Origin of the sequence: Dysgonomonas sp. PF1-14, from assembly GCF_029892965.1 — a bacterium.
GTDB lineage: Bacteria > Bacteroidota > Bacteroidia > Bacteroidales > Dysgonomonadaceae > Dysgonomonas.
Genome location: NZ_JARXWN010000015.1, coordinates 20,162 through 42,403, shown reverse-complemented (window position 1 = coordinate 42,403; position 22,242 = coordinate 20,162). Strand labels below are relative to the sequence as shown.

The 22,242-nt window shown below is 41.2% G+C and carries 21 protein-coding genes and 2 tRNA genes; 17 read left to right on the top strand and 6 right to left on the bottom strand.

Going from position 1 to position 22,242, the window contains the following annotated elements; all coding sequences use genetic code 11:
• Nucleotides 1-163 precede the first annotated feature (163 nt).
• Nucleotides 164-2,251 (top strand): HDIG domain-containing metalloprotein, encoded by a 2,088-nt coding sequence (locus M2448_RS16020; RefSeq protein ID WP_280647251.1) that lies wholly within the window; start codon nucleotides 164-166, stop codon nucleotides 2,249-2,251.
• Nucleotides 2,252-2,283: 32 nt separating this feature from the next.
• Nucleotides 2,284-3,462 (top strand): C1 family peptidase, encoded by a 1,179-nt coding sequence (locus M2448_RS16015; protein WP_280647252.1) that lies wholly within the window; start codon nucleotides 2,284-2,286, stop codon nucleotides 3,460-3,462.
• 317 nt (nucleotides 3,463-3,779) lie between these two features.
• Here M2448_RS16015 and M2448_RS16010 read toward each other — a convergent pair whose 3' ends face one another.
• Nucleotides 3,780-3,965 (bottom strand): hypothetical protein, encoded by a 186-nt coding sequence (locus tag M2448_RS16010; RefSeq protein ID WP_280647253.1) that lies wholly within the window; start codon nucleotides 3,963-3,965, stop codon nucleotides 3,780-3,782.
• A 340-nt stretch (nucleotides 3,966-4,305) separates the two neighbouring features.
• Here M2448_RS16010 and M2448_RS16005 point away from each other — a divergent pair, with 340 nt between their 5' ends.
• Complete coding sequence (locus M2448_RS16005) at nucleotides 4,306-5,355, top strand: linear amide C-N hydrolase (protein ID WP_280647254.1); 1,050 nt, start codon at nucleotides 4,306-4,308, stop codon at nucleotides 5,353-5,355.
• 68 nt (nucleotides 5,356-5,423) lie between these two features.
• Here the strand turns inward: M2448_RS16005 and M2448_RS16000 are convergent, their stop codons facing one another.
• The 4 genes from M2448_RS16000 to M2448_RS15985 form a co-directional block, all read right to left on the bottom strand.
• Complete coding sequence (locus M2448_RS16000) at nucleotides 5,424-7,751, bottom strand: BamA/TamA family outer membrane protein (protein ID WP_280647255.1); 2,328 nt, start codon at nucleotides 7,749-7,751, stop codon at nucleotides 5,424-5,426.
• Between the two features lie 64 nt (nucleotides 7,752-7,815).
• Nucleotides 7,816-8,169 (bottom strand): VOC family protein, encoded by a 354-nt coding sequence (locus M2448_RS15995; protein ID WP_280647256.1) that lies wholly within the window; start codon nucleotides 8,167-8,169, stop codon nucleotides 7,816-7,818.
• A gap of 1 nt (nucleotide 8,170) precedes the next feature.
• Nucleotides 8,171-8,569: a VOC family protein gene (locus M2448_RS15990; RefSeq protein WP_280647257.1), complete on the bottom strand. Its 399-nt coding sequence runs from the start codon at nucleotides 8,567-8,569 to the stop codon at nucleotides 8,171-8,173.
• 78 nt (nucleotides 8,570-8,647) lie between these two features.
• Nucleotides 8,648-9,394: a helix-turn-helix domain-containing protein gene (locus M2448_RS15985; RefSeq protein ID WP_280647258.1), complete on the bottom strand. Its 747-nt coding sequence runs from the start codon at nucleotides 9,392-9,394 to the stop codon at nucleotides 8,648-8,650.
• Between the two features lie 123 nt (nucleotides 9,395-9,517).
• Between M2448_RS15985 and M2448_RS15980 the strand changes: the two genes are divergently transcribed.
• The 14 genes from M2448_RS15980 (at nucleotide 9,518) to M2448_RS15915 (ending at nucleotide 21,732) form a co-directional block, all read left to right on the top strand.
• Complete coding sequence (locus tag M2448_RS15980; RefSeq protein ID WP_280647259.1) at nucleotides 9,518-11,341, top strand: YgiQ family radical SAM protein; 1,824 nt, start codon at nucleotides 9,518-9,520, stop codon at nucleotides 11,339-11,341.
• A 67-nt stretch (nucleotides 11,342-11,408) separates the two neighbouring features.
• Nucleotides 11,409-11,921: a TlpA disulfide reductase family protein gene (locus M2448_RS15975; protein ID WP_280647260.1), complete on the top strand. Its 513-nt coding sequence runs from the start codon at nucleotides 11,409-11,411 to the stop codon at nucleotides 11,919-11,921.
• Between the two features lie 5 nt (nucleotides 11,922-11,926).
• The gene (locus M2448_RS15970) at nucleotides 11,927-12,664 is read left to right on the top strand and encodes a copper homeostasis protein CutC (protein WP_280647261.1); all 738 of its coding nucleotides are present in this window, start codon (nucleotides 11,927-11,929) and stop codon (nucleotides 12,662-12,664) included.
• A gap of 126 nt (nucleotides 12,665-12,790) precedes the next feature.
• Nucleotides 12,791-14,665 carry a tRNA uridine-5-carboxymethylaminomethyl(34) synthesis enzyme MnmG gene (mnmG, locus tag M2448_RS15965; RefSeq protein WP_280647262.1) on the top strand — a complete coding sequence of 625 codons (1,875 nt, stop codon included), beginning with the start codon at nucleotides 12,791-12,793 and terminating at the stop codon, nucleotides 14,663-14,665.
• Nucleotides 14,666-14,753: 88 nt separating this feature from the next.
• Nucleotides 14,754-15,305, top strand: a complete 552-nt coding sequence (locus M2448_RS15960) for an adenine phosphoribosyltransferase (RefSeq protein ID WP_280647263.1) — start codon at nucleotides 14,754-14,756, stop codon at nucleotides 15,303-15,305.
• A 43-nt stretch (nucleotides 15,306-15,348) separates the two neighbouring features.
• On the top strand, nucleotides 15,349-17,151 hold the full coding sequence (gene uvrC, locus M2448_RS15955) for an excinuclease ABC subunit UvrC (RefSeq protein ID WP_280647264.1): 1,803 nt from the start codon (nucleotides 15,349-15,351) through the stop codon (nucleotides 17,149-17,151).
• A gap of 149 nt (nucleotides 17,152-17,300) precedes the next feature.
• Nucleotides 17,301-18,371 carry an acyltransferase family protein gene (locus M2448_RS15950; protein WP_280647265.1) on the top strand — a complete coding sequence of 357 codons (1,071 nt, stop codon included), beginning with the start codon at nucleotides 17,301-17,303 and terminating at the stop codon, nucleotides 18,369-18,371.
• A gap of 50 nt (nucleotides 18,372-18,421) precedes the next feature.
• The gene (locus M2448_RS15945) at nucleotides 18,422-19,009 is read left to right on the top strand and encodes a DUF308 domain-containing protein (RefSeq protein WP_280647266.1); all 588 of its coding nucleotides are present in this window, start codon (nucleotides 18,422-18,424) and stop codon (nucleotides 19,007-19,009) included.
• Between the two features lie 338 nt (nucleotides 19,010-19,347).
• Complete coding sequence (gene dtd, locus M2448_RS15940) at nucleotides 19,348-19,800, top strand: D-aminoacyl-tRNA deacylase (RefSeq protein ID WP_280647267.1); 453 nt, start codon at nucleotides 19,348-19,350, stop codon at nucleotides 19,798-19,800.
• A gap of 2 nt (nucleotides 19,801-19,802) precedes the next feature.
• Nucleotides 19,803-20,129 carry a nucleotide pyrophosphohydrolase gene (locus M2448_RS15935; protein ID WP_280647268.1) on the top strand — a complete coding sequence of 109 codons (327 nt, stop codon included), beginning with the start codon at nucleotides 19,803-19,805 and terminating at the stop codon, nucleotides 20,127-20,129.
• Nucleotides 20,130-20,131: 2 nt separating this feature from the next.
• Complete coding sequence (gene deoC, locus M2448_RS15930) at nucleotides 20,132-20,998, top strand: deoxyribose-phosphate aldolase (protein WP_280647269.1); 867 nt, start codon at nucleotides 20,132-20,134, stop codon at nucleotides 20,996-20,998.
• A gap of 36 nt (nucleotides 20,999-21,034) precedes the next feature.
• Complete coding sequence (ribH, locus tag M2448_RS15925; RefSeq protein ID WP_280647270.1) at nucleotides 21,035-21,532, top strand: 6,7-dimethyl-8-ribityllumazine synthase; 498 nt, start codon at nucleotides 21,035-21,037, stop codon at nucleotides 21,530-21,532.
• Nucleotides 21,533-21,567: 35 nt separating this feature from the next.
• Nucleotides 21,568-21,653 (top strand) — tRNA-Tyr (locus M2448_RS15920).
• 6 nt (nucleotides 21,654-21,659) lie between these two features.
• Nucleotides 21,660-21,732 (top strand) — tRNA-Gly (locus M2448_RS15915).
• A 120-nt stretch (nucleotides 21,733-21,852) separates the two neighbouring features.
• Here the strand turns inward: M2448_RS15915 and M2448_RS15910 are convergent.
• A complete protein-coding gene (locus tag M2448_RS15910) occupies nucleotides 21,853-22,233 on the bottom strand; it encodes a tautomerase family protein (RefSeq protein WP_280647271.1) in 381 nt (126 codons plus the stop codon).
• Between the last annotated feature and the right edge of the window lie 9 nt (nucleotides 22,234-22,242).

Below are 22,242 nucleotides of genomic sequence, written 5' to 3'. Positions count from 1 at the left end.
ATCGGACAGATGATGAAACTCCAGTCGCCATCTGTTGAGGTAAACATATAAGATGAGAAGTGCTGCCTGTATTTCTATACAGTAGCAGATTACTCCTTTTGCACCTCTATTTTTCTTCTAATAAAAAATAATCTTGTAGATTTGTATTCTAAACCATAGCTTTATGGCACAAATAAATAAGATATTTAATGGGAGTATCAAAATTCCCACCCCCGTATTCTTTATAGCTACTATTTTGGTTATTATGTATTTTTTACCTCGCGAGGGTAAATACAAATACACCTATACCGAAAACAGGCCATGGCAATACGGACTGCTTACAGCACCTTTCAATTTCTACATACACAAGTCTGCCGAACAGATACAGCAGGAAAAAGACAGTGTTCTCAGATCGTACCAGCCTTATTACGAAAATAAGCTGTCGGTAGCAAAAGATGTTGTATCGCAGTTTGAACAGAATGCCAGAGTAAAAAACATACCAGCCGAATATATCAGCTATGTGAGCCGTAAACTCAGCGAGATCTACAAAGGCGGTATTATATCTGTCGAAGACTATGATAAGGTACAAAACCTGAATAAAAAACAGCTTCAGTTGCGGAACGAGAGCGAGATTATCTTTTCTACGCGGCATCTGGCGTCCTTTTATACTCCGCGACAGGCTTACGACAAGATATTGGGTGATGCGCCTAAAAGCCTCGATCCAGATATACTGAAAGCTCTTGATTTCAAACTGGATGTGAGTATTTTGTTTGATGAAAAGAAGTCGAATGACCTGAAAAAGCAAATGCAGGATCAGGTTGCCCTCTATCAGGGAGAGATACAATCCGGCGAAAAAATTATCGATCGGGGCGAAATAGTAGATGCCCGTACCAAGAATATTCTCGATTCTTATAACAGTGAAGTCGTCAACAAGGTAGGTACAAAGTCAAAACCCGGATGGCTGATATTTGGTGAATTGGTAATGATCACCTTGTTCATCATGTCGCTGATGGTTTATCTCAAGTTCTACCGGCTACATGAGTACAACAATCGGAAGAATGTAATATTTATGTTGATCATGGTAGTGATATTTCCGGTTATAACGGGACTAATGGCCGATACTAAAATGTTCAGCCTGATGTATCTTGTACCTTTTGCCATACCGACTATCCTTATCCGTACATTTATAGATTCGCGTACGGCGATGACTACACATATGCTCACTGTGATGATATGTGTCCTGATGCTCCCGTTGGCGCAGATGGCGCAGTTTATTGTCATTCAGATACTTGTGGGCTATATGTGTATATTCAGCCTTCGCAACCTGTCGGAACGTTCGCAGCTGATATATTGCTCACTGCTGATCCTGCTCACTTATATAGTGACCTATACCGGATGGATATTGTGTACTGAAGGAGATATCTCACTGATTAAGGAAAACGGAAGGATGTATATCTATTTCTGTATCAATTTTGTATTCGTTTCGTTTGCTTACCTGTTAGTCTATGTCTGCGAGCGGGTTTTCGGATTTATGTCGGAAGTGAGTATGATCGAGCTGTCCAATACAAACCGTCCATTGTTGCAGCAACTGTCGGAAGTAGCACCGGGAACATTCCAGCACTCTATGCAGGTATCTACCCTTGTGGTTTCGGCAGCGCACCGCATCGGGGCGAATGCCACCCTTGTGCGTACAGGAGCTTTATATCATGATATAGGCAAGATGGTGAATCCGATATTCTTTACCGAAAATCAGTCGGAGGGAATGAATCCGCATGCCGGGCTTACCGAGAAAGAAAGCGCGCGCATCATCATAGACCATGTGGCAGAAGGCGTAAAGATTGCTAAAAAGAATAAGCTGCCCCAACAAATCATCGACTTCATTGAAACACATCATGGTGCGGGTAAGGCAAAATATTTCTATAATTCGTATGTAAACAGCCATCCCGATGAGGAAGTCGATAAAGCTGATTTTACCTATCCGGGCCCTAATCCGTTTACGCGTGAAACGGCTATACTGATGATGGCCGATACGGTGGAAGCGGCATCGCGCAGCCTGAAAGACAACTCGAAAGAAGCGATTATCGAATTGGTGAACAGACTGATAGATACGCAGGTGAGTGACGGGCTGATGAAGAATGCTCCCATTACATTCAAAGACATAGAAGATGTGAAAGAAGTATTTTCCGAAAAGCTGATCAGTATGCGCCATCTGCGTGTAGCTTACCCTGAGCTGAAACGCAAAGAGGGTGGCGAGGAAGAAGTTAGCATTTAAAATACCATAACAACATAAAAAGAGTAAGTGATATGAAAAAATTATTTTTAACGGCATTCGTCCTGTTAAGCATTGGCATGTATAGCCAGTCATCAGGATACCGGTTTACAGTGGTAAAAGAAAATCCTATAACATCTATCAAAAATCAGGGAAACAGCGGAACGTGCTGGAGTTTTTCCGGCATAGCCTTTCTTGAGTCTGAACTTATCCGTACCGGAAAGGGCGAATATGACCTGTCGGAAATGTACATCGTGCGTCGCAATTATGCCGATAAAGCCGATAAATATGTCAGAGTAGGCGGAAACCTTAACTTTGCACAGGGTGGTTCGTTTGCCGATGTAGTGGAAACACTCGACACATACGGCGTATTGCCTAACGAAGCTTATACAGGTCTTAATTATGGCGAAACCACTCATAAGCATGGAGAAGTAGAAGCCGGACTATCGGGATATGTAAAAGGAGTAACCGAGAATAAGAACAGGCGAATTTCGCCGGTATGGGCAACCGGATTCAACGGTATATTGGACGCCTATTTCGGAACGATACCTCAAAACTTCCAGTATCAGGGAAAATCATATACTCCGAAATCTTTTGCTCAGTCTTTAGGATTGGAGAGCGGTAATTATATTTCCCTTACATCGTTCAACCATCATCCGTTTTATGCACCATTTGCATTGGAAATACCGGACAACTGGCGCTGGGCACTTTCTTACAATCTGCCGATAGACGAGTTTATGCAGGTATTTGATTATGCCGTCAACAATGGATATACTGTTGCCTGGGCAACCGATGTAAGCGAGATCGGCTTTATCCGCAATGGCGTAGCTGTAGTCCCAGACGAGGAAGCTCCTGAAAATGTAGGTTCCGATCAGGCACATTGGCTGGGCTTATCTCAGAATGAGAGAAACAGCCGTATCAGAACGAAGATCGAGCAAGGCCCTGTAAAAGAGAAAACCATTACACAGGAAATGCGTCAGATAGCATTCGACAATCAGGAAACCACAGACGATCATGGTATGCAGATATATGGTATTGCTAAAGATCAGAACGGTTCGAAATATTACATGGTAAAAAACTCGTGGGGTGAAACCGGAGCTTATAAAGGGCTGTGGTATGCATCTGAGACTTTCGTAAAATATAAGACTACAAATATTGTGATCAATAAGGCTGCATTGCCTGATGCTATTGCAAAAAAACTGGGATTGAAATAAAATTCCGATATAAATATGAAGAGGCTGTTCCTTGTACTTTTGGAACAGCCTCTTTTGTTTTATGGTAAACAATGATGTAATAAAGAACCGGAAGTTTTATCTATATATCAGTTAGCAGTGATCAGTCAACAGTTAACAATACAAGTGATCTTTGAAAAATTATATATTTTATGCGAATCAGTATTTGATGTTATATCAAATAAACCTTCAATTTGTATAACCTCAATCTTAGTCTGGAGTTAATAGATTTAGCTTATGACTAACGCGCACTCCTGTGCTTGTTTTTACTTTTGCATCGCCCAAAAGTAAACAAAAGTCTAGTGCTTCGCTCCTCTGCGACCTGTCAACGGTTTGGCGGCTGAAAGGGACAAACGGGCTATCGCCCCATCCCTTTCCACGCCGCCTGCACCGGACAGGTGCCCGCTTGCGGAGCTAATGCACAGAGTCGCACGCGCCGACAAGGCAGAATAATCGTCACTCAATCGAGCGTCAGCACGCGCCATTAGCTTTATGGACGGGGTACCCGTAGGGTGAGAAAGGCGTAAAACAAAAACGTGTTTGAGCTTAGCTGCTGGTTCGTATATTTAAAGTTTAAGAGTTTAAAGATTGGAATTTCTGTCACCTTTGTCAGGTTTTAGTTAAAAAGTAGTGCACTAGATTATAGAGTTCCAGTTTACTAGAAAAAAGAATTGTAAAGTAATCGGCGGAGCCAAATTTAAACTAGCAAGCTAGTAAACTAAAAAACTAGTAAACTTATGAGCTCTGTCAGCTTTTAGTTAAAACTTATTTGAACATAAATAAATCAGAACTGTTCTTAATAAAATAACAAACTAAAATGCGGATATGATAATGATTAAAAGACTAAGCCTTATCGTGTTTGCCGTTGTTGCAGCGGCACAGTTGAACAACATGGAAGCCTGTACCCGGATTGTCTATCAGGGACCGAACAACACCATCCTCACAGCACGTTCTATGGACTGGAAAGAAGATACCCACAGCAACCTGTGGATATTTCCGAGAGGAATGCAGCGAAACGGTGAAATAGGCAAAAACCCGTTTAAGTGGACTTCAAAGTATGGTAGTGTCATAGCATCGGCATACGATATTTCGAGTACCGATGGAATGAACGAAAAAGGGCTTGTAGCAAACCTTCTCTGGCTGGCCGAATCGGCTTACCCCGAATGGGACGGTAAAAAGCCGGGACTATCTATTGCAGCATGGGTACAATATATGCTCGATAGCTTTGCTACTGTAGATGAAGCCGTTGCAGAAGTACAAAAAGGAACATTCGAAGTGGTATCGGATATGATGCCCGACGGCTCACGAATGGCTACCCTGCACCTGTCTATCTCGGATGCGACAGGCGACAATGCCATTTTCGAATACATCGACGGTAAACTGGTTATCCATCATGACAGATCTTATCAGGTGATGACAAACTCACCGATCTTCGATCAGCAGCTTGCCCTTAACAATTACTGGAAGAATATAGGCGGACTTACATTCCTGCCGGGTACCAATCGTGCAGCAGACCGTTTTGTAAGGGCATCGTACTATATCAACGTCATACCGAAGGTGGAAGACACACGCGTTGCTGTATCAAGTGTTTTCAGCGTCATACGCAACACATCTGTTCCATATGGTATAAGTACACCCAGCGAGCCTAATATCTCGTCTACAAGGTGGAGAACAGTCTCAGATCAGAAGGACAAGGTTTACTACTTCGAATCGACATTATATCCGAATGTGGTATGGGTAGACTTTAAGGACATCGACTTTTCGGAAAAAGCTCCGGTGAAAATGCTTAATCTGGTAGCAGGAAACAATTTTGCAGGAAATACCGCAAAAGATTTTGTAGAAGCAAAACCCTTTGTATTTCAGGGAATGCACTAATAAAGTGGAATCAGAAAAAGAAAAGCAGGTTCTCTTTAGGGAGAACCTGCTTTGTTATATGCTTTAGATCAGAACGGATAACCTATACCAAAATGAAATGCCATCTTATTGAGTGTAGGCTTAAACAGCACGAACTTCTTCTCGCGCCCCGGATCGTATGCCTTCATACCGGCATCGAAGCGGAGGACAAGGAAAGTCAGGTCGAAGCGAAGCCCTAAACCGTACGAAGCAGCAATCTCTTTATAGAAACTGTTGAACCTGAACTGCCCGCCCGGCTGGCTCTCATAGTTTTTGAGCGTCCATATATTTCCGGCATCTATAAACTGGGCGAATTCGATCAGGGAAGTCACCTTCATCCTGTTTTCAATACTTAGTTCGAGTTTCATATCTCCGGTCTGGTTCACAAAGTCTGCTTTCGGATATTCTATCTCGCCATTCTCATTCACCGTTCCCTTCGACCGGTACGAACCGGGACCAAGCGTGCGGGTGCTCCACCCCCTGATACTGTTGGCTCCTCCACCGAAAAACCGCCGTTCGAAAGGCAATACATCCGAGTTTCCGAACGGATGAGCAAGACCCAGACTGGCACGATATGCGACAGAGTGCTTTTTGGAGAAGTAGAGTGTCCGCGAATATTCCATTGTTCCCTTTATATATTCGGCGTATGCCACTCCCAGAATCTTCTTCTGTCCGTATTCATCTTCTTTAGCTCTGCTAAGGGAGGTTACCAATCGTGGCAATGGGCCTGCAAGCTCGATGGAACCGCGAATATTATAGGTTGGCGACAGCGGGCTGAGACGCCTTTTGTTCGTATAGTTTACCGTATATGAGGTAAGAGCGACAAGCTGGTCTCTGTAACTCTCACGCAATAAGGGGTTATCAGGATTTTTCAGATACACACTGTCGAACTCATGCGACACCCACGGCATACGTATATAGTTTACGCTCAACAGATCGAGCCCGTGTCGCAATCTGTTCCTGTTTGTAGCCCAACTATAATTCACGCCCATATTGAAGAACTGACGAGTATATTGCGCACGATGCTGATTAGTCAGCCCCACTGTAAATTTGGTCGCAGCCAGAGGTTGCTCTCTCCAGCTTTTCTTCAGCCAGGGGAAAAGGAACATCGGGAATGTAAGGCTGGTTTCAATACCATACTCGTAGTAGTTCTCGTTCAGTATGTTCTTCTTCTTATCTCCGGGAACAAATTCATAAGCACCTTTCAGCTTTATACTGAACTGTTCGCCTCCGTTGAAAAGGTTCTGATGGCTATATGAAACACTCGGAGCAACCCCCAAGTCACCCGCAGAGTTAGTCCCGTCAAGCGCTGCCTGAAACCAGTGTGCGTTAGCCGGTAATAGTATTACGGTAGCATCGAGCAATGTGCTGTCTTTTGCCGACGGTGTAGTCGTTATATTTACCTGTTTTATAGCCCCCATCTTACGATATGCCTGATCGGTGAAATCGAGTGCAAGATCGGAGTAATAAGACCCTTTACGCAGGAAGTTGTTCCTGAAGATAGTAGACGAGCGCAGGAATTTGTTTCGACCGCGTATGATCTTAATTCCCTTGTATTCGGTAGTATCTGCATTACGAAAACGCCGGTTTCCGGTAGCGATCTGCCCGTCAGAACGCCTTCTCAGTTCGGGATTAATCCCTGATACGATGGTCACATCATTTATCTTGTAACGTGGATAAGGCAGACTGTCTTTTGCCGGATATACATCCAGATACAGATTCACCTCGTGCGAATTGAGCGTGGTATCGGCTTTGAAGTAGACAAACTCTTTAGAAAAGCCGTAATAACCGACATTCCTCATAATGCTGTTTACCCGCAAGCGTTCTTCTTCCATCATATCCACATCGAAGAAGTCACCCTTAGTTAGCAAAGGAGCAGCAGGAATCCGTCTCATGATACGCGCAATCGTAGTATCACTGATATCATATACATAGTCGCGTATGCGATATGGCTCTCCACCTTTGAGATGGTAGGTAACAGCTATTTTCTTATCTTTTACCTTCAGCGTAGTGTCCACTTCAGCATTCAGGTAGCCCTGATTGTTAAGTTGTTTGAGTAGCTGATTTTTCGATTGATTGGTTAATGATCCGCTGTAAATAACCGGAGCCTGCCCTATCTTCTGTATGGTACGGGTCATCCATTTACTGGTATCTTCGCCCGCCATGTTGTAAATCCCCAAACGTACTTTACCCAACAAGGGAAGGCTTGAATTAGGTAGCTGGCGGACATAGTCTTCGAGATCGGAAGTAGCATTCTTTGTATCGTGCTTAATACTGATCTCATCTAACAGGTATTGCCCTTCGGGAATGTTCTTTGTAGTATCACACGCCGCAAAGAGTATAGTAAAAACGAATAAAATTAGGGGCCGTTTCCTCATATTATACAGTAAACATCATACAAATATACAATGTTTATTAACTTTCTTCAAAAAACGGCAAATATTATTCTTTATTGTAATCGGTGATACCTAATCGGTTTCCCGAAGGGTCAGAGAATTCTACAGCCCATCCGGTTTTTATTCTGAAAGGCTCGGAAAAAAACACTACACCCTTTGCTTTCAGGTCTCTATAAGTATCAGATACATTATCTACCTCGAACCAGATAGTCGGCTTAAAATCGGGGAAACGGGAAACATCTTTCAGGATTATAGCAGGTTCCTCCTGCCCTACCTTATAAGCAACCATCCCCATATCGGAGAAGTCGAATTTGAGATTCAACCCCAATATCTTTTCATAGAAGTCGCAGCTCTCTTCCAGATTGCCGGAAGGGAGGAAAAAGTTATCATAATTCTTCATATCATTGCTTGTTATCCTGAGAGAAAGTGAGTATATAACCGTTGCAGTCTTCGATTGCAAAATCGGTGGAACCATAAAATGTATCGTGCATCTCTTTGGCAATAGTCGTTTTTCCTTTCAGCTTATCATAGAGTGCCTGGATGTCGGATACATGTATGTAAAATGTAAGTCCTCCACCCTGTGGAAATTTCACCAGTTGCGGATACTCTTCTTTTATACTGGCTTCTTGCTGAAACATAAACATCACATTACCGGAACGTACCATAGCAAACACAAGCTCTTCACTTTCAGGCAGAGGAACTGAACCTACAAGGTCGAATCCCAGAATAGAAGTATAGAACCCGACCGTTTGTTTTACATTCTTCACCATGAGGTTGGGTGTAGCATCTTTTAAGATCATCTTTGATATATTTAAATTGTTAGACACATCAAAAGTAAGTAATGCGACAAGCTTATCTTGTGTAAAAAAGCGACATAATCAGAATCTGGAAGGTGAATCTCCGGAGAGCCGCTTAAATTCTTTTATCAGATGAGCATGATCATAATATCCACAATCGACAGCTGTTTCAAAGAGGCTTTGCTTCGGCTTCAATTTCAGAAAGTTGTATGTAGACTGGAATTTAGTGATACGGCTGAATGCTTTGGGTGAAATACCTATTTCAGATAAAAAACGCCGTTCAAACTGGCGTCCGCTCAGACAAGCTTTGGACGCAACAACGGATACGGGAATATTTCCTTTTTCGTGCCGGAACAACGAAATGGCGTACCAGATACGTTCATCGGGTACAAACAAACGTGGAAGTCTCTCAAGCAAATAATTATCGACATAAGATATCAGGTCGTTGATACTCATATCTCCCGATATATCTGCACAAAAAGAATTGTCGAATACTGATTCTACCGAATTGAGTTCTATACGCATATCCGTAAACTCATTTACGGGAACACGGGTAAAAGCAGTTATGCCTCCCGGTCTGAAGCGAATACCTACGACTTTGACAACACCCAGGTAGGCTATCTCCGAAAAGGTAGTCATTGTACCTATAATGTGCGGACAACAGGGTTTTAGTCCTCCCTGCTTCGTATCGTACAGGAAGAAAAGGATATCCACACAGCCATCGGGCAGAATGCGGCTTTTCTTCTCGTATTCTACAAATCCGTTAGTCGACCAATAAGTCTCAACATAAGACATCAATGCAGGATGGGGACTATGTTCTGTGTACACTGTTGGTTCTCGTCAATGGTGAACAACAAAGATAAAATGAAATGTTTATCTATAAGCAAAAAAGTTAAGAATACTCATATTTAGATATTTAATCTGGAAAAAGCGATAACTTTGCGCCTGATTATGAAAGAATACCGACTGACAGACTGGTTGCCGACCACAAAAAAAGAAATGGAAATAAGAGGATGGGATGAACTTGACGTTATCCTGTTCTCGGGAGATGCGTATATAGATCATCCTGCATTCGGTGCAGCTGTTATAGGACGCTTACTCGAAGCTGAAGGACTGAAAGTCGCTATTGTACCGCAACCCAACTGGCGTGACGACCTGCGCGATTTCAAAAAACTAGGAAAACCACGCTTATTTTTTGGTGTAACAGCGGGAGCGATGGATTCGATGATAAATCATTATACCGCTAACAAACGCCTGCGCTCTGATGATGCTTACACTCCTGATGGACGCGCAGACATGCGCCCCGACAGAACATCGGTAGTATATACCAACATTCTGAAAAATCTTTTTCCCGATGTACCTGTATTACTGGGAGGCATCGAGGCTTCTTTGCGCAGGGTTACACATTACGACTACTGGGACGATAAGCTGCATAAGTCCATTCTTATAGATTCCCGGGCAGACCTGCTTGTTTACGGTATGGGAGAAAGTCCGTTGAAAGCAATCATTTCCCACCTGAAAGAAGGTGATTCCTTCGATAAATTGACAGATATTCCCCAAACAGCATACTTAGTGAATAGGGGCGAAATAAAGGTAAATGAGGACGAAAAGGACATCTACCTTCATTCACACGAAGAATGTGCCTCAGATAAGCTAAAACAGGCAAAAAACTTTAAAATAGTAGAAGAGCAGTCGAACATGATGAACGCATCGCGTATCATACAACTATACGATGAAAAGGCTGTTGTTATCAATCCGCCCTACCCTCCAATGAGCGAAACGGAGATAGATGCATCGTTCGATCTACCGTACACCCGCCTGCCCCACCCTAAATATAAGGGGAAGACAATACCGGCATTCGAAATGATAAAATTTTCGGTAAATATGCACAGGGGGTGCTTCGGGGGCTGTGCTTTCTGTACTATTTCTGCACATCAGGGGAAGTTTATCGCTTCGCGATCGAAAAATTCGATATTGAAAGAGGTGAAGCAGATCACAGAAATGCCCGATTTCAAGGGGTATTTGAGCGACTTGGGAGGTCCTTCCGCTAATATGTACAAAATGAAAGGAAAAGATGAAGGCATTTGCGCCAAATGCAGGCGCCCGTCTTGTATCCACCCTAAAATATGTAAGAATCTGAATGTCGACCATTCCCATCTTTTAGATATATACAAGGCTGTAGATTCACTGCCTAAGATCAAAAAGTCGTTTGTCGGTAGCGGTGTTCGCTATGATATGCTCCTGCACAGAAATGAGGATAACCGTTTGAATAAAATATCCGATGAATACACGAAGGAACTGATACTGAACCATGTATCAGGGCGATTGAAAGTAGCACCAGAGCACACCTCTGACAAAGTATTGAGCTATATGCGCAAGCCGAGCTTCCAGCAGTTTCATACATTCCGGAAAATATTTGATAAGATCAATACTGAAAACGGATTGAAACAACAGCTTATCCCCTATTTCATCTCATCGCATCCGGGTTGTACCGAATTGGACATGGCTGAACTGGCAGTAGAGACAAAACCATTGGGATTCAAACTCGAACAGATACAGGATTTTACGCCATCACCAATGACTGTGGCAACCGAAATATATTATACAGGTTATCACCCCTATACATTGGAGAAAGTATATACAGCACGCACAAAAGAACAGAAACTGGCTCAGCGTCAATACTTTTTTTGGTATGACAAAAACTATCGTCCGCAAATTGCCAAATCGTTGAAAAGGCTAAAAAGGGAAGATTTATTGAAAAAATTGTATTTTTGATATTTACGTTAAATAAAAAGCATTATAAAACACATTAACAACCTTATAACTAATAAATTACCGAATAATGAAACGAATTTTTACTCTTCTTGCTATTATTAGTTGTACTTTGCTCTTGTCAGCACAGGAAGCATCGGACGACATTGTAAAAGTTGGCGATAAAATGCCCGATTTTTCTCTTTCATCAGAAAAATACGGAGTCATAAAATCTGGGGAATTCAAAAATAAAGTGCTGTTAATCAACATATTTGCCACATGGTGCGGACCTTGTCAGCTCGAACTGGCTGAGGTTAAGAAAGAACTGTGGCCGAAGTATAAGGATAATCCTGATTTCGTTATGCTAACTGTTGGTCGTGAACATACCGACGAAGAACTAACTAAATATAATGAGAAAAAGAAATTTAGCTTCCCACTATATCCGGATCCAAAACGCGGATTCACTTCAAAGTTTGCTGTAAAACAGATTCCACGCACATATCTTGTCGACAGAAATGGTATAATAGTCTACATGTCTGTCGGTTACAAGAAAGAGGCCTTTAAAGATCTATTGAAAAAGATCGAAGACGAATTAGATAAATAAGCCTTATGATAACACTGGAAGTATGTGCAAATTCTGTACAATCGGCAATCGAAGCTCAAAAAGGCGGAGCCATAAGGGTTGAATTATGCGATAATATGAGCGAAGGAGGGACTACCCCTGCCCTATCGCAAATAGAAGAATCAAAACAACTAATTGATATACAGCTAAATACAATGATAAGACCACGAGGTGGCGACTTTTTATATAGCGATTTTGAGTTCAAGATGATGAAACAAGACATACACCATTGCGGGCAAGCAAAATGCGATGGCGTTGTCTTTGGAATATTGAATATAGACGGTTCCATCGACAAAAATAGGAATAAAGAGTTATTGGATATTGCTAAGAAATATGACATGTCTGCTACTTTTCATCGTGCTTTCGATCGCAGTGCTAATCTTCACGAATCGCTCGAAGACATTATCAATATAGGGTTCGACCGCATACTCACATCGGGAGGAAAAAAGACTGCACCAGAAGGAGCAGACGTATTAAAAAAATTAATAGAACAAGCTGGTGACAGAATCATTATTATGCCGGGTGCAGGAATTACAGAAAATAACATTGCAGGCTTAGTCAGAAATACAGGGCTGAAAGAATTTCATGGAACATTTTACAGCTTATACAGAGGAGCAATGAAATATATTGCTCCCGAATTTGATGATATAAAAGAGGAATATTCCATCATGCAAACCGATGCAGTCAGAGTTAAACAGGCAATAGAAAATGCCAATAATGCTTAAAAAGAAATAACAATTCACTATTTCCGCTTGTTATAATTATTCGCCGGATATATATTATAAAAAAGAACAACAATAAAATATTAACTTTGTATCCGGAAATAAATTTTTATCCAACTAAAAAATAAGATGAATTTCAAATATGACGTAATCGTTGTCGGAGCAGGTCATGCCGGTTGTGAAGCAGCAGCAGCGGCAGCCAACATGGGGTCGAAAACCCTGCTGATAACAATGGACATGAACAAGATAGCCCAGATGAGTTGCAATCCGGCAGTTGGCGGAATAGCAAAGGGGCAAATCGTACGCGAGATAGATGCACTTGGCGGACAGATGGGGATTGTCACAGACAAGACTTCTATCCAGTTCCGCATGCTTAACAAATCGAAAGGGCCTGCCATGTGGAGCCCAAGAGCCCAAAGCGACAGGGCACAATTTATACTGAAATGGCGCGAAATAATTGACAGCACCGACAACCTGTTTGTCTGGCAAGACACTGTAACCTCACTTGTGATAGAGAACAAAATAGTGACAGGTGTAAGGACTGCAATGGGTGTAAATTTCTCGGCAAAATCGGTGATATTGACAAACGGCACTTTCCTGAACGGACTAATGCACATCGGTAAAACCCAACTCGGAGGAGGACGCGTTTCAGAGCCTGCATCATTCGGATTGACAGAACAACTTAAAGAAGCAGGATTTACAACTGACCGAATGAAAACAGGAACTCCCGCAAGAGTAGACGGAAGAAGCATTGACTTCAGCATAATGGAAGAGCAAAAGGGAGACACAGATTTCCATAAGTTTTCATATCTTGATTTCGCACCACATACACTGAAACAATTAAGCTGCTGGATCACCTATACCAATGAAGAAGTACATGACGTCCTCCGCAGCGGATTGGACGATTCTCCCCTATACAACGGACAAATTAAAAGCATAGGCCCGAGATATTGCCCGAGTGTGGAAACAAAGATTGTAACATTTGCAGAAAAGACATCACACCAATTATTCCTTGAACCGGAAGGGGAGAACACACAAGAATATTACCTGAATGGATTTTCATCCTCCCTCCCACTCCATATACAAATAGAGGCATTGCAAAAAGTTCCGGCATTCCGCAATATACACATATATCGTCCGGGCTATGCCATCGAGTACGACTTCTTCGATCCCACTCAACTAAATCATACGTTGGAAACGAAGTTAATAAAGAATCTGTTTTTCGCAGGACAAATAAACGGAACTACCGGATATGAGGAAGCCGGAGGACAAGGACTGATTGCCGGAATAAATGCACACATTGCCACACACGGTGGAAACGAGTTTATACTAAAAAGAGACGAAGCATACATCGGTGTACTTATCGACGATCTAGTAACTAAGGGCGTGGATGAACCATACCGCATGTTTACATCGAGAGCCGAGCACAGAATCCTTCTTCGCCAAGATGACGCCGACATGAGGCTAACTGGAAAGGGACACGCAATCGGATTAGCTAAACAAGAGCGAATTGATCTACTCAATCAGAAAAAAGACGAAATTGACAGAATCATCGATTTCACCGCTAGCTATTCCCTGAAGCCGGAATATATAAATGCAGGACTTGAAGAATTGGGCACAAGTCCATTAAAACAAGGCATGAGATTAAAAGATGTAATCACACGCCCACAAGTTTCCATCGAGAAAATAGCAAAATACGTCCCTGCATTTGAAGCCGAGCTCGACAAACTCCCAAACAGAAAAGAAGAAATAATGGAAGCAACAGAAATCATCATCAAGTATGATGGATATATAAAGAGAGAACAACTGATAGCAGACAAAATAACAAGACTCGAAAATATTCGAATAAAAGGGAAGTTCAGCTACGAAAACATAGCATCACTCTCAACAGAAGCAAGACAAAAACTAGCAAAAGTAGATCCGGAAACAATCGCTCAGGCAAGCAGAATTCCGGGCGTTTCACCAAACGACATATCAATATTATTAGTACTTTTAGGTAGATAAAACAAGTTTGTTCCACGTGGAACATAGAATTAAAACTATAAAAATCACAATTGTTCCACGTGGAACACATAAATGAAAAAAACATAAAATGAAAGAACTAACACGCGACGAGAAACTAGTTATCCTAAAAAACAACGTTCGCAACATTCCAGACTTCCCCATACCAGGAATACAATTTAAGGATGTCACGACATTGTTTGACACAAAAGAATCCTTATCTATGCTATCGAAAGTCCTGCTTGAAGAATACAAAAATAAAGGCATCACAAAAGTAGTAGGCATAGAATCGCGAGGCTTTATAATGGGACCAATCATGGCGCTCCAGCTAGGAGCGGGATTCGTCCCTATCAGAAAACCCGGCAAACTCCCGGCAGAAGTATTCGAAGAAGAATACGAAAAAGAATACGGAATAGATAAAATCCAGATTCACAAAGACGCGCTATCGCCCGATGACATTGTATTAATACACGACGATTTGCTTGCAACCGGAGGCACAATGCTCGCTGCTTACAATCTAGTAAAAAAAATGGGAGTACGCAATATATATGTAAATTTTATAATAGAGCTACAAGAGTTAAATGGCAGGCGCCTATTCCCAGAAGATGTAGACCTTAAAGCACTGATAAAGTTTGACATTTAAAAAATAAAAAGTTTTAGCTTTACAAACAAAGGACAACAATATAATGAGTGAATATCTAAGAAACATAATACAGAATATTCCCGAGAAGCCCGGATGCTATCAGTACTTCGACGAGAAAGGTGTAATCATATATGTAGGTAAAGCTAAAAATTTAAAGAAAAGAGTCTCTTCGTATTTTTCAAAAAAGCACGAGGATAGTCCAAAAACAAGAATCCTGGTAAGCAAAATACGTGATATAAAATATATCATTGTAGAGACCGAGTCTGACACACTCTTATTGGAGAATAGTCTTATCAAAGAATTTCAGCCGCGATACAATGTGATGCTCAAAGATGACAAGACCTATCCGTCCATCGTTATCAGAAATGAATTCTATCCAAGAGTAGAGCTCACACGAAAAATAATGAAAGATGGTTCCCTCTACTTTGGTCCTTATTCAAATGTGCCGAGCGTGAAAACACTTCTGGAATTTATACACAAATTGTACCCCATACGTACATGCGCTCTGAATCTGACTCCTGAGAAAATAGCAGAAGGAAAATATAAAGTTTGTCTCGAATACCATATAAAAAGATGTCTTGGCCCATGCATCGGATTACAAACCTATGACAACTACAATAAAAATATAGAATCGATAAAAGAAATACTAAAGGGAAACACCAATGTAGTAAGCGATGAAATTTATGCCCGAATGCAGGAAGAAGCAGAAAAGCATGAATTTGAAGAAGCAAATAAACTGAAAGAAAAATATCTGCTTGTAGAAAACTTCAAAAACAAATCGACTGTTGTCAGCAGTATAAAATACAATATAGATGTCTATAGCTACGACGAAGATGAGAGTGCAGCATATATAAATTATCTGAATGTACACAATGGTGCTATTATTCAGGCATATACATTCGAATACAGAAAGCGATTGGATGAAGCCAAAGAAGAACTGCTCGGACTGGGAATTCTGGAAGTAAGAGAGCGGTTTGGGTCAAAAGCAAAAGAAATTGTAGTTCCATTTCTTCCCGACATTACACTCGACGATGTAGAATATGTGATTCCTCAACGTGGCGACAAGAAAAAACTGTTGCTTCTTTCGACACAAAATGTAAGGCAGTATAAATTCGACAAGCTGAAAAAAGCAGAAAGCCTTAACCCTGAACAACGCAGCGTAAGGATTCTGAAAGAGATACAGAGAGATTTGAATCTCAAAGACTTACCTACACACATCGAATGTTTCGATAACTCCAATATACAGGGAACAAATCCTGTTTCGGCATGTGTAGTTTTCAAAATGGGGAAACCATCGAAAAGAGATTACAGGCATTTCAATGTAAAAACTGTAGTAGGCCCTGACGATTTCTCCACTATGCGCGAAGTCGTATATCGCCGTTATCACAGATTGCTAGAAGAAGAAACTCCCCTACCCCAACTCATTGTAATAGATGGTGGTAAAGGACAACTTAGTGCAGCTTGCGAATCCTTGAAGGCACTCGGCATTTACGGAAAAGTTGCGATAGTAGGTATCGCTAAAAGACTGGAAGAAATTTATTATCCGGAAGACTCAATTCCGTTGTACCTCGACAAAAATTCGGAGTCGTTAAAAGTGTTGCAACACCTGAGAGATGAAGCACACCGATTTGGTATCACTTTTCACCGAAATCAGAGAAGCAAACATCAGATAAAGTCGGAACTTGACAACATAAAAGGCATTGGCGATGAAGCTAAAAGACTGTTATTCAAAGAGTTTAGAAGCGTAAAAAGAATAAAAGCAGCTGAAGATAAGGAGCTTCATAAAATAATAGGCAAACACAAGACCGCACTGATAAGAAAGTATTTTGAAGATAAGAACGCATAAATATTTTTTTAACTTTGCCTTTAGTATAATTTTTAAAAACAAAAGTGTTCATTAATATACTTGAATGTAGGGCGAAAAATCTTTCACCCGCAAAATAAAACGGCGAAAGATTTTTCGCCCCTACTTATCACTATAATTGAAAATGAAACATGCTTGAGAAGAAAGAAAAAAGCAGAATACTGTACGCCGATGTTCTGAGGATAGTAACAATATTTGCTGTAGTAGTCTTTCATGTAACTACCAACAGATGGTTCAGTGCATTCGATTCGCCTTCCGAATGGCATGTGATAAATATTTTTGTTGCCGGATTGCGCTGGTGCGTACCTGTATTTTTCATGCTCAGCGGGATGATTTTCCTCGATCCGAATTATAATATCACTGTCAAAAAATTATATACAAGGACTATCCCCCGTATGCTTTGCGCACTGATAGTATGGAGCGTAGCATATCGCACACTATCTCCGCTTACTGCTGCATTTCTTGATATTAAAGAATTGGATATCAATGATTTTCATCGGATATACAGTGAAATATTCTTAGGTACACCCTGGCATCACCTTTGGTTTATATATCCGTTGATCGCCATGTACATGCTCACTCCCCTACTCCGCCTCTTTACGGCTCATGCCGAGAAAAAGCATTACATATACTTCCTCATTCTGTACTTCATATTCGGATCGGTGATACCTACCATCAATGCAAGATTGGGTATTCATATCAGCTTTGCTATACCCGAATTGTTTACATATACAGGCTATTTTATAGCCGGATACTTCTTTGCCAAATACGATCTTACCAAATTTGAAAGAAACATTGTATATACACTGGGAATAGCCTCGCTTGTAGTTACATATATACTATCTACTGCCACAGCAATGGAAGGTGGACACCCAATGACACAGTTTTTTGACCGGACAGGCCCGAATACCATGCTATCGGCCTTCTTTGTATTTGTATTGGTGAAAAACCTTGTAAACAACAGCCCGAAATTGCTTAGTTACGAGAATAATAAACATATAACAAATCTTGCGAACTGCGGATTCGGGATATATCTGGTACACGACTTTTTTAATATCATTCTCAACATTCTCAACATTCACACAGGAACGTTTCCTGCCCTGCTCTCCGTACCTGTGCTAAGCCTGCTTGTATACGCTGCTTCACTATTGGTAGTGCTGCTTATAAAAAAGATACCTGTGCTAAACAAATGGATTATATAGATTGTTTAATATATAGTAAGCACACTTACTATTATTAAAGTAACACTATTATGAAAAATGATCTGTTTTATTCGACAAAACAAGCAGTAAAGTATTGGTGGATATCACTACTTATCGGGTTACTCGCTGTTGGTTTAGGTATTTGGTGTATGGCAACGCCATTAAGCACTCTGGTTGCTCTGGTACTGGTATTTGCAGTCACATTTTTTGTGAGCGGACTCTTTGAAATAGCATTTGCCATATCTAATCGCAAACTTCTCCGGAATTGGGGATGGACACTGGCAAGCGGTATTCTCGACCTCGCATTCGGTATTATACTCATTGCTATGCCACCGGAAGTAATAGCTTTGGTAATGGCCTATTTTGTAGGTTTCTGGGTGATGTTTCAGTCGGTATGGGGCATCGGTACAGCAGCAGAATTACAACGCAACGGAGTGAAAGGGTGGGGCTGGTTGATGGCTCTGGCTATATCGGGTGTCCTCATGGCATTCATATTCATCGTATCTCCGGCATTTACTACAACATTTATAATTGCCCTCGTTAGCATCTCGTTCATATTCTATGGAATATTCCGTATATATTATGCTTTCCGGCTCAGGTCGCTCCATAAAGAACTGGACGAACTGGACAAAAGCTGATCTTTTTAATCTATAATTTAACATCGAAGGCCGTATATTCGCAGGGATATACGGCTTTTATGAATAATGGGAATCTTTATCTATAAGTGTATATTCAGTTAACAGTGATCAGTCAACAGTCAACAGTCAACAGTTAACAGTTAACAAGGAATAGAGGACTGTAAAAAAATGATGAAAGTTGTGAGTTTTGTCAGGTTTTAGTTAAAATGGAATATGTTGATTCATTATATTGTTAACCGATAACTGTTGATTGTTAACTGCAAAAGTTATTACCTTTGTTGTCCTGCTAAAACTGCTATTTTTGTAAGGTTTTAGTTAAAAACAGGTTTAGAACTAATATGAGAGTACTTATACAACGCGTAAAACGGGCATCGGTTACGATTGATGGCAATATAAAATCAGCAATATCGAATGGTTTGCTTATATTTGTAGGAGTAGAAAACGAAGATAATGCCAACGATATAGAATGGCTCTGTAACAAGGTCACCAATCTGCGTATCTTCAATGACGAACAAGGGGTTATGAATAAGTCGTTAGTCGATGTAGATGGGGAAATTCTCGTAGTTTCGCAGTTTACCCTACATGCGTCTACCAAGAAAGGAAACCGTCCGTCGTACATCAAAGCAGCTAAACCTGATATATCGGTTCCGCTGTATGAGAGGTTTTGTGCTGTTCTGAGTAATCTGACAGGCAAAGAGGTACAGACAGGGGAGTTTGGGGCAGACATGCAGGTAGAATTGATAAATGACGGCCCTGTAACCATCTGGATAGATTCTAAAACAAAAGAATGACCATGACTATAGAAGAAGCTCAAAAAGAGGTTGATAACTGGATAAAGACAATCGGGGTGCGTTATTTCAGCGAACTTACCAATATGACTATTCTTACTGAAGAGGTCGGCGAGCTTGCTCGGATTATGGCGCGTACATACGGAGATCAGTCGTTTAAAAAATCCGATCTGGAAAAGAATCTGGGAGATGAAATGGCCGATGTACTATGGGTGCTTCTATGCCTTGCCAATCAGACAGGAATAGACCTCACAGAAGCCTTTCGTAAGAATCTGGAGAAGAAAACCAACAGAGATAAAGACAGACATATAAATAACGATAAATTAAAATAAACATGGAAGAAACGAATAAATACACCGACACGCTGAAGAAATATAATACTGCGTTAAATGATGCCGATATTACAAAGAAGGTAAACGAGATAGTAGCCAAGAAGTTTAATGAAAACAATACAAAAGAAGTATATAAAAAGCTATACTCATGCATTGACCTCACCTCACTGAATACAACAGATACACGCGAAGATATATGGAAATTCACTGAGAGAGTCAATGATTTTGAAGGCTCATCCGACCTCGAAAATGTAGCAGCCATATGCGTTTACCCCAACTTCGTGGAAACAGTAAAAGAAGCGCTGACAGCTGATGTTAAGATTGCCGCAGTATCAGGAGGTTTTCCTTCATCACAGACATTCACAGAAATAAAGATCGCCGAAACAGCTCTCGCTGTAGCAAACGGAGCAGATGAAATAGACATCGTTCTCAATCTGGGACACTTCCTAGAGGAAAACTACGAAGAACTATGCGAAGAGATAGATGAAATAAAGCACGCCTGTAGAGACTCGCACCTGAAAGTGATACTGGAAACAGGAGCGCTAAAATCTGCATCGAACATCATGAAAGCCTCTATCCTATCGCTATACTCGGGAGCCGACTTCCTGAAGACATCCACAGGTAAGGTCTACGAGGGTGCTTCACTGGAGGCTGCATACGTCATGTGTACAGCTATAAAGGAATACGAAGCGCAAACGGGCCGAAAAGCAGGTTTTAAAGCCTCTGGCGGCATTTCTACCACCGAAGATGCTGTTAGATACTACACAGTAGTAAAAGAGGCCTTAGGTGAAGAATATATGACCAACAAGTTTTTCCGCATAGGAGCAAGCCGATTGGCGAATAATCTGCTCGACAGTATCAATTCATAATAATACATTATAACTTATAATCCATAACTAAATAACATGGCAACAGCTTATCATAACTTATCGTCTTACAACCCTGCAACTGTTCCTAATGGAGCAGACATGAAAATAGGTATCATAGTATCAGAGTGGAACGAGAATATTACCAAAGCGCTACTCGAAGGAGCTTACAACACCCTCATCAAAAACGGAGTGAAGGATGAAAATATCCTCATCGACTATGTACCGGGAAGCTTTGAGCTTATCTTCGGCACAAAACATATGGTAGAGAATAAGGAGGTCGACGCCGTCATAGCACTCGGCTGTGTAGTAAGAGGCGATACACCTCACTTCGACTATGTGTGCAGTGGAGTGACACAAGGAATCGCCGATATGAATATCCGCTACGATATTCCTTTCATCTTCGGCTTATTGACTACCGATACCATGATGCAGGCAGAAGAACGTGCCGGAGGACGACATGGTAACAAAGGTGACGAATGCGCTATTACAGCGATAAAAATGATCGATTTTTATCGTAGAAATTTGGCAGAATAAAAAAAAGTGTTACTTTTGCATTCGCAATTATGCAAGGGCAGTTACCAAAGTGGCCAACTGGGGCTGACTGTAACTCAGCTGTCTTTCGACTTCGGAGGTTCGAATCCTTCACTGCCCACCATACTTTGCGGAAGTAGCTCAGTTGATAGAGCATTAGCCTTCCAAGCTGAGGGTCGCGGGTTTGAGCCCCGTCTTCCGCTCTGATGAAGAGACACTTACAGAAATGTAGGTGTCTTTTTTTGTTATGGTTTTAGCTAGGTTTACAGTGGTGAGGTAAACCAAGTAGTAAACCAGCAATAAATGATAGCCACCTCTTGCGATCAAACATCTACTTTAAACCCTAAATCGACTTCATCAGCAGGAAGACCTCCGCGTACGCCCCAATTTTCCGCAGGTTGTTCGTTTAGAAAAATCATAATTTTCTCCTTCTCTATATTTATAGTATCAAGTCCGTCTACAATATTTTTATATAACTTCTTCTTTGTAGCCTTTGTTCTTCCTTTAAACAATGAGATCTCTATCAGAATTTCACAAGGGGCTTTCATTTGAAAGAATTCAGGTTTATATTCAATTATCCTGATATTTCTATCGTCATCCGGTAATTGTAATGATTCAACAACAGCGTCCGTTACCGCATCTCTCAACTTAAGCAAAGTCTCTATACTCCTACCCTCTCTCAATTCTACTTTTACAGTTGGCATAATTATCTT

Bases quoted from the DNA above. Each gene is read 5' to 3' on its own strand.
- M2448_RS15960 (WP_280647263.1), top strand. From the start codon at position 14,754: ATGAAAGAACTAACACGCGACGAGAAACTAGTTATCCTAAAAAACAAC.
- dtd (WP_280647267.1), top strand. From the start codon at position 19,348: ATGAGAGTACTTATACAACGCGTAAAACGGGCATCGGTTACGATTGAT.
- mnmG (WP_280647262.1), top strand. From the start codon at position 12,791: ATGAATTTCAAATATGACGTAATCGTTGTCGGAGCAGGTCATGCCGGT.
- M2448_RS15975 (WP_280647260.1), top strand. From the start codon at position 11,409: ATGAAACGAATTTTTACTCTTCTTGCTATTATTAGTTGTACTTTGCTC.
- M2448_RS16010 (WP_280647253.1), bottom strand. From the start codon at position 3,965: ATGGCGCGTGCTGACGCTCGATTGAGTGACGATTATTCTGCCTTGTCG.
- M2448_RS15945 (WP_280647266.1), top strand. From the start codon at position 18,422: ATGAAAAATGATCTGTTTTATTCGACAAAACAAGCAGTAAAGTATTGG.
- uvrC (WP_280647264.1), top strand. From the start codon at position 15,349: ATGAGTGAATATCTAAGAAACATAATACAGAATATTCCCGAGAAGCCC.
- M2448_RS15935 (WP_280647268.1), top strand. From the start codon at position 19,803: ATGACTATAGAAGAAGCTCAAAAAGAGGTTGATAACTGGATAAAGACA.
- M2448_RS16005 (WP_280647254.1), top strand. From the start codon at position 4,306: ATGATAATGATTAAAAGACTAAGCCTTATCGTGTTTGCCGTTGTTGCA.
- M2448_RS15990 (WP_280647257.1), bottom strand. From the start codon at position 8,569: ATGATCTTAAAAGATGCTACACCCAACCTCATGGTGAAGAATGTAAAA.
- M2448_RS16015 (WP_280647252.1), top strand. From the start codon at position 2,284: ATGAAAAAATTATTTTTAACGGCATTCGTCCTGTTAAGCATTGGCATG.
- M2448_RS16020 (WP_280647251.1), top strand. From the start codon at position 164: ATGGCACAAATAAATAAGATATTTAATGGGAGTATCAAAATTCCCACC.
- deoC (WP_280647269.1), top strand. From the start codon at position 20,132: ATGGAAGAAACGAATAAATACACCGACACGCTGAAGAAATATAATACT.
- M2448_RS15995 (WP_280647256.1), bottom strand. From the start codon at position 8,169: ATGAAGAATTATGATAACTTTTTCCTCCCTTCCGGCAATCTGGAAGAG.
- M2448_RS15950 (WP_280647265.1), top strand. From the start codon at position 17,301: ATGCTTGAGAAGAAAGAAAAAAGCAGAATACTGTACGCCGATGTTCTG.
- M2448_RS16000 (WP_280647255.1), bottom strand. From the start codon at position 7,751: ATGAGGAAACGGCCCCTAATTTTATTCGTTTTTACTATACTCTTTGCG.
- M2448_RS15970 (WP_280647261.1), top strand. From the start codon at position 11,927: ATGATAACACTGGAAGTATGTGCAAATTCTGTACAATCGGCAATCGAA.
- M2448_RS15910 (WP_280647271.1), bottom strand. From the start codon at position 22,233: ATGCCAACTGTAAAAGTAGAATTGAGAGAGGGTAGGAGTATAGAGACT.
- M2448_RS15980 (WP_280647259.1), top strand. From the start codon at position 9,518: ATGAAAGAATACCGACTGACAGACTGGTTGCCGACCACAAAAAAAGAA.
- ribH (WP_280647270.1), top strand. From the start codon at position 21,035: ATGGCAACAGCTTATCATAACTTATCGTCTTACAACCCTGCAACTGTT.